Here is a 6687-nt window from a genome sequence, read left to right as displayed (position 1 = left end):
GCGCCGTGTCGGCGGCGGTCGCCCGGTTGCGGGAGGCGGGCGCCGTCGTCACGGAGCCCGACGCCCGCGACCGCCGGCGACTCCGCGTCCGGCCCGCCCCGGAGCTCTCCAGCCGCCTGAAGGAGGTCCGGGCGACTTCCATCGACGCAGCCCTGGCCAAAGCGCTGGGCGACGACGACGCGCACAGGGTCGACGAGATCGTCGGCCTCCTGGAGGATCTCGCCCGGTACCTGTCTCCCCAGGCGCTGATCCGCCTACGCGACTGACCGTCACGCGGCAGGCTTGTCCACATCGCGCTTCCGACACACCCGCGCGACCGGCTGATCAACGCGGACGTCCCTGTTCTCGTGATGACACCCCAGCGCGGGGAGCGCATGCCCAGCCGGGCGGCGTCGACCGCAGCCTCCACACCGCTCGGGCATACGGATCGGGCTCCATCGGCGTGACGGATCAGCAGCGGCACGCCGGCGATCGCCTGGAACGGGTCGTCTGGGGCGGTATGCATGCCTGCCCGCAGGTATCTGTCGTGTTCGGCAGCGGCCCGAACCCGTCCCTGTTCGGCGACGCTCAGCTTGGCGCGGATGGTGATAGGGGTGGCGAGTTTCCTGACCACCTTCCATTCGGCGGCGTCGCCCCGCGCATCTCCCGGACCGGTCGGGCGGGCGTAGGGACGGTATTACTCCTCGCGCATGGTGGCGATCAGCAGTACGCCGGGCCTGGTCAGCCTCCGGACCAGATCGGGGGTGAGCCCGCTGGTACCGAGCAGATGGTTTTGCAGCAACTCATCCAGCCACACCGCCAGCTGTGCGGGCAGGCTGGCCGCGGCCCGGCGGACCGCAACGATTCGATACCCCCGCCGTTGTCGAGGGTGGCCAGTCGATGCGAGTCCTACGGTGAGTCCAGCGGGCCAACGGCACGCAGAGCGGTGGCAGCCCGTGGGGTTTCAAAGGCTCTATTGGGTTTGCTCTGGCTTTTTGCAGCCGCGAGGGCAGGGGGCTGCACCGAGAGAAGTAGCGCGTTCCTCGCCGCCGCCAAGTTGGATGATCTCTCCTGCGCCAAGGCAGTAGCCGCACAGTTCGGTGTCTTGCAAGGCGGGGTGCTGCCAGGCTGGCGGCCGGATGGGCGGTGGGTGGTCGCCGCGTTCTGCGGGCTCGTGCTGGCCGCCGACCCATCCGCGTCCCTGGCAGAAGTGGCATTGGAGGAACAGGCCGCCGCTGAAGCGGGTTCCTCGGCGGCCCTGGCACTCGGGACATGTGATGGGGTCGGTCATTTAGTTCCGGTTCCGTTGCATGTGGTGCACTGAACCCACTTGCTGTGATTCTTGCTGTCCCCATTCTGGTCGATCTATTTGCCGCCCGCACCTAAACAGGTGCCGCAGATGGGCGGGCTCTCCTCGTCGTCCTTCTTGGGCATGGCTCACACTCTCCTCCGGTTGGTCCCATCGCCGGTGTTATCTCCGTGGCGCGTCCTGCGGCAACGTGTGGAGATGGACGTACGCTGCCCCCGGTCGCCTGGGCGGGTTCCTGGTGCGGGCTTGTCTCCCGGGAGGTTGCCGCCCCTGAGCGAGATCGTTTCCGCGGGGTGGCGCCCGGTGTGCCGGGCGTGCTTGATCTGGTAGGGAACTCATCACACAGCGCGGGGCGTTGCTCGGGCGGGCCGGGGGTGACTGCCCGTCCCGGGCCGTTGGCCGCTGGGGCGTGGGCCGGGCAGTCTGGCGGGTTCCCCCCTCACAGCGTGTGGCCCGCCGCCGTCATTATCGACGGCGATCGAGTGACTACGTGATGCGTTCGCTGCTGGATGGGGCTGAGCTGGTGCGGCGGGGGTCTACAGGTGGGAGCACGCCGGGGACGTGGGCGGGCGGTTGACGAATGCAGGGTGGTCGGCGGGGCGCAGGCGCAGATGGAGGCGGGATGCCCCGTCACTGCGGTCCAGGGCGATGAGATCACACAGGTACAGGACGACGACCAGCGATGCGGCGCTGCCGGTCAAACGGGAGTGCAGGTTGCGGTTGGCGGCGATCTGGTCCTCAGTGATCGCGCTCGTCGGGTCGTAGAGGTGGAGGCTGACGCCTGCCTGGTCGGCCCACAAACTGAGTGTGGCGTCCGGGCACCCCGTGTCGATGAGCAGAAGGGCCGCCTCGTGGGCGGCGAGCACGAGATCGGCAGCGCGGCACGCGCATAGCCCTTCGATGGTGGCGAAGGTGTGGACCCGTTGACGCAGCATCGCGGGGTTGTCGCGAAGGGGCGTCGACAGCGGGATGGGCAGGAACATGCGTCACGCTCCCTCTGTGTCGGTCGGTCCCCGGGCGGTGCAGCCTAGTTGCCCCGCAGATGCATTAGCACACGCGGCCGGATATGTCAGGAAGGTATGCCGTACCGGCGTGCCCTTGAACTACCCGAACACATTCTCGAGTATCGCTGGTCATCGCGGGAGTTGCCCGCACGGGGCGCTCCCGGGCGATGGGAGGCAGGATGCATTTTCCGATCGACACGAGTCAGCTCGCGTTCGTCGTGACGGGCCGCCGATGGCTGCGAAGAACTTCTCCACGAAGAAGGTGACCGAAGACGGTCAGCCGGTCATGGTCGTGAAGCTGCTGGCGATGCACGGCAACGACTCGTCCCTGATCAAGTTCAACCTTCCGGGCGAACAGCATCACCTGACGCCCGGCATGCCGGTGCGGGTGGAAGCGCGTCGTCGCCGCTGGCCCCAGAGTTCAGGCCACCACGGGGATCAGGGCGAGCGGGCAGCCTCCGAGCCGGACGGAAAGGTTGGGCCGACCAGGAAGGTGGGAAAATCGCTCCATGCCCCCCATGAGCAGAAGGGGGACACCCATGACCACGACCACCGGCGACCCGGCGCGTGACCGGTCGCAGCGCGACCAGCTGGCTCACGGGCTGATCACCCATGTGCCCTATCTGAGCCACCAGTGGAAGCCGGAGACCGTCGACCGTCTCGCGGCCGACGCCCGGGCCAGCGTGCCGGTAGGAGCGCTACAGGCGGCCGTGATGCTGCTGACCGAGATGAGCCAGTTGCTGCCCGGCGAGCGGCTGGGCGATGTGGCCGTGCGCACCGCAGCTCAGCTGCAGATCGCCGTGCCCGACGAGGCGGTGCCGGTGCTCAGCCGCGTGGCGGACGCGGGCGTCGCTCCGGAGTAGCTTCTCCCGCCGATTCCGCCCGGCTGGCGGAGGAAGTCGACCGCACCGACCCGCTGTTCACCGACGACGTGGCCGCGCTGATCCACACCGCGAGCCGCGGCTACCCTCGCGCGATCAACAACCTGGCCATCCAGGCTCTACCGGCGACCTTCATCACCGACAAGGCCATCGTCGACGAATCGGCCGCCCGAGCTGCCGTCAATGAAGTCATCGCCACAGAGCGACGCCGTGCCGCCTCGAAGAGGATCATCCAATAGCCCCCGCTTCGGATCACATAAGCATGATGCCCAGAGGATTGGTCCATGAAGAGGACCAATCCAGCTGTATTGGCTCTGCCGCCAGGCCACTGTGAGGACAACAATCGTGGCATGACCACACATCACGAAGATTCGCATCAACGTGGAGCAATCTCGGTACCTGAGGCTATCACCGCGCTCCCAGGGCCCTTCCAACAGCACAATCTGGCGATGGTGAACGACACCACCGTCGTTCGCCTGGCTCGATTGGAGGGCGAATTTCCCTGGCACTACCACGATGAGGACGAGCTCTTCTTGTGCTGGGACGGCAGCTTTGAGATCCAATTGGAGGGGCACGACCCGGTGGTGCTGAAGGCAGGCGAACTGTTCGCCGTTCCCAGGGGAATGCGACACCGTCCCGTTGCCGACAAGACCGCTCATATCCTGCTCATCGAGCACCCGGACACCAAGCAGTACGGGAACTGACGCAACGCGCCCGAAGACCCGGTCTGATCCAGCCCACCCCTCAAGGCCCTTCCAGGTTCATGGACATCTTCCAACGTCCCCCGAGGCCGATAAAAACCCGAACTCCGACAGGCATGATCACATCAGGCCGTCCGTCTGCACACCAAGTACTCCCGACAGCTTCGCCCTGTCGAGTTCTTTTGACGCATGCCCATCCGTGACCTGTCGCCCGGCGCGTCTGAGTCAGACCGGCGAGGCATGGACATCAGCGAGTCAGCCGCACGGCAGTAATCCGATGCCCATGCCCGGGTGACCGACTCCCCTCCAACAGCCCGCCGCCTGGCACCGTAATACCATTAACTGACCGATCACGTCACGATGTGTGCCCCTGTTTGTGATCTGAGACGCGTCCTTGACGCATCCAGCGAGGCTGAAGGGGACGCAGCCCGTCCCAGACGGCGTCGCAGCAGGAGACCACGTCGGGAGACGCACAGATCGAAACACCGCCTGCCGCGTCCCAAACCGACGGCGACCACATGTCCATCACCTCCGGGTTCCGCCTGCCCGATCTCCCTCGGGGATGACGATGGCCTGCCCGCGCCCTTGGATCCTCGCGATCTGTTCGCCGGCACGAGCCTCCTCGCTCGCCCAGGGCGATCGGCCCGGCCGAGGGCGCGGCGCTACCTGGACGAGTTATGACCGAAGCGAGCGGCCCTTGTTCAGGGCATTGCCTCGGCGGAGATGCCTGAGGGCGTGGGTCAATGGAGACGACCGCGGCCGGTATACCTTGACCATGGCCAACGTGGCACAGCTCTCGAGGCATGCGATCGAAACACCTCCGCGCGCTATGCCTACCCGTTGCAGGCCAGGGTGAGCGGCAAACAATCGTCTGCGGGCTTAAGGATCTTCTCAAAATGTACGGTGACGCCTCGACCGGCGGTGGCGACGATATCCATGCGGTCCATGAGAGCGCGGATAAGCTGCAAGCCGCGACCGTGCTCGTCCGAGAAAGGCGTGAAGGCGTCGTGGTCGTCGGCGGCCGGCCAGATCTGTGGTGGGAAACCGCTGCCAAAGTCGATGACCTCTAGGACGCACCGATCACTCTGCAGTTCGGCGTCAACTTGGTAGTCAGCCTGGGTGCCGGAATGCTGGACGGCGTTGGCGCATGCCTCGCTGAGCGCGATGGAGATGTCACCCCGTGCTTCGGCATTCACGCCCCACTCCACCAGAGCTGCATCGACGATCTTTCGGGCCATCGGCACGGTTGCGGTATGTCGGGGGATCGAGAGAGTGATTCCTAGATCCACTACAACCACCTCCAGGGTGATATCGGTGTCCCTACCCGTTGACCATGAACTGAACCGGTACCTGGCCGCAGACAGGCCGCGACGTGGCGAGCGGTCCGCCGTTCCACCGGGAAGCTGAGGAGGCCCATTCCGCCGATGAACGCGTCGTCGCCCCTGACGTTGATACGGAGTCCGCATGACCCGCAGGAGCGAGCGGGATGAGAGCGGAGGTGGTCATGCCGGGTGTGACACACTTGCCAGGCCCGCGAAAAGGCCGGGGAAGGCGGGTACAGCGCGCCGCGTCGTCGCGGCGCGCTGTCCGAAGGACTGCCGTGCGCCTGCCACGCGGGCATGGATGGCGAGGACGGCCTCGGGCTCTCGCTCCAGCCCTGAGCCGCAGGCCGTGCCCCGAAGCGGGCGCGGACTGCCGTCGGTTCCACCGCTCATAGGCGGTTGTGGCGAAGGCGAGAATGCTCTGACCGTCGACCGCGATCGACCGCATCCACCGGGTACTGACTGACAACGCCAAGAACTACCGCATCAGCCGCGCATTCCAGCAGGCCTGCGCCGAACTGGGCGCACGGCAGAAGTTCACCCGCCCGCACTGCCCATGGACCAACGGCAAAGCAGAACGCTTCAACCGCACCCTGGCCACGAATGGGCCTACCGCCAGCCCTACGCCAGCAACCAGCACCGCACGCAAGCCCTTGATCCCTGGCTCGAGCACTACAACACCACCCGGCCACACACAGCCCTCGGCGGCCAACCACCGACCAGCCGACTGACACCAAGTTCATGACCAAGTACACCTAGAGCAGGTCCAAGCACGCCGGAACGGTCTTCCACGCCTGCCTAAGCTCGGAGGGCCTATTAGGACGCCTTTCGTTCGTATACTGCTCAACTCCCGTATCCGGCCCCGGACCCCATGTGGGACTGGGCGCCGCCTGCCGAGTTGCGCGACTTCCTGGCCGCCGGTCCAGCACCCATCTGCATCGGCTTCGGCAGCATGGTCGGCAAGGATCCCGCCGCCCTCACCGCCCTGGTGCTGAGGGCGGTCCGCGAGGCCCGGGTGCGGGCGGTGCTGCTCGGCGGCTGGGGCGGCCTGCGCCGTGCGGCCGAGGACACCGACCATGTCATCTTCCTGGAGGAGGCCCCGCACGACAGGTTGTTGCCGCGCTGCGCTGCCGTCGTCCACCACGGCGGCGCCGGGACCACCGGTGCCGCGTTCGCCGCCGGGATCCCCTCCGTTGTCGTCCCTTTCGGCGTCGACCAGCCGTTCTGGGGTGCTCGCGCCCGAGCCCACGGCGCCGGTGTCACCTTCACCAACATCTTGAGTGACCGCGCACACCCGCCGAGCGGAACCAGCATATTCGGAAAGCGCGCGGCGGCCAGCTCGAACACCTCCGTCGGGGTGCGCGGCTAGGCCGTGTTTCAAAGGATCGTGAGCCAGTCGTTGATGGCAGCGATGTGGACGGTGGCTGCGTAGCGGACGGCGAGCTTGTCGTACCGGGTGGCGATGCCGCGATGGCGTTTGAGCCGGTTGAT

General features: G+C 66.7%; 7 protein-coding genes and 2 pseudogenes. 7 read left to right on the top strand and 2 right to left on the bottom strand.

Going from position 1 to position 6687, the window contains the following annotated elements; all coding sequences use genetic code 11:
• A pseudogene (locus tag KME80_RS49185) lies at positions 1-266 on the top strand (MarR family transcriptional regulator); the annotation flags it as partial.
• A 1558-nt stretch (positions 267-1824) separates the two neighbouring features.
• On the opposite strand, the gene KME80_RS49180 reads toward KME80_RS49185, so the two are convergent.
• Complete coding sequence (locus KME80_RS49180; protein WP_219519765.1) at positions 1825-2271, bottom strand: hypothetical protein; 447 nt, start codon at positions 2269-2271, stop codon at positions 1825-1827.
• Between the two features lie 253 nt (positions 2272-2524).
• On the opposite strand from KME80_RS49180, the gene KME80_RS49175 reads away from it, so the two are divergent.
• The 4 genes from KME80_RS49175 to KME80_RS51530 all read left to right on the top strand — a co-directional run bounded on the left by KME80_RS49175 (position 2525) and on the right by KME80_RS51530 (position 3877).
• Complete coding sequence (locus tag KME80_RS49175) at positions 2525-2863, top strand: hypothetical protein (RefSeq protein ID WP_219519762.1); 339 nt, start codon at positions 2525-2527, stop codon at positions 2861-2863.
• On the top strand, positions 2832-3155 hold the full coding sequence (locus tag KME80_RS49170) for a hypothetical protein (RefSeq protein WP_219519759.1): 324 nt from the start codon (positions 2832-2834) through the stop codon (positions 3153-3155). Before KME80_RS49175 ends, KME80_RS49170 begins: the two co-directional genes overlap by 32 nt.
• Positions 3156-3223: 68 nt before the next feature.
• Positions 3224-3412 (top strand): hypothetical protein, encoded by a 189-nt coding sequence (locus tag KME80_RS49165; protein WP_219519756.1) that lies wholly within the window; start codon positions 3224-3226, stop codon positions 3410-3412.
• A gap of 210 nt (positions 3413-3622) precedes the next feature.
• Entirely contained in the window at positions 3623-3877 is a 255-nt protein-coding gene (locus KME80_RS51530; protein WP_246647134.1) for a cupin domain-containing protein, read from the top strand.
• 830 nt (positions 3878-4707) lie between these two features.
• Here KME80_RS51530 and KME80_RS52505 read toward each other — a convergent pair.
• A complete protein-coding gene (locus KME80_RS52505; RefSeq protein WP_219519750.1) occupies positions 4708-5163 on the bottom strand; it encodes an ATP-binding protein in 456 nt (151 codons plus the stop codon).
• A gap of 479 nt (positions 5164-5642) precedes the next feature.
• On the opposite strand from KME80_RS52505, the pseudogene KME80_RS51525 reads away from it, so the two are divergent.
• Together KME80_RS51525 and KME80_RS49145 are read left to right on the top strand one after the other, a co-directional pair.
• Positions 5643-5941, top strand: a pseudogene (locus KME80_RS51525) (integrase core domain-containing protein).
• 153 nt (positions 5942-6094) lie between these two features.
• Complete coding sequence (locus tag KME80_RS49145; protein WP_219519744.1) at positions 6095-6565, top strand: glycosyltransferase; 471 nt, start codon at positions 6095-6097, stop codon at positions 6563-6565.
• Positions 6566-6687 lie beyond the last annotated feature (122 nt).

Source organism: Nonomuraea ceibae, from assembly GCF_019396325.1.
Classification (GTDB): domain Bacteria; phylum Actinomycetota; class Actinomycetes; order Streptosporangiales; family Streptosporangiaceae; genus Nonomuraea; species Nonomuraea ceibae.
The sequence above is the reverse complement of the archived record's forward strand: the minus strand, read 5'-3'. Positions and strand labels throughout refer to the sequence as shown.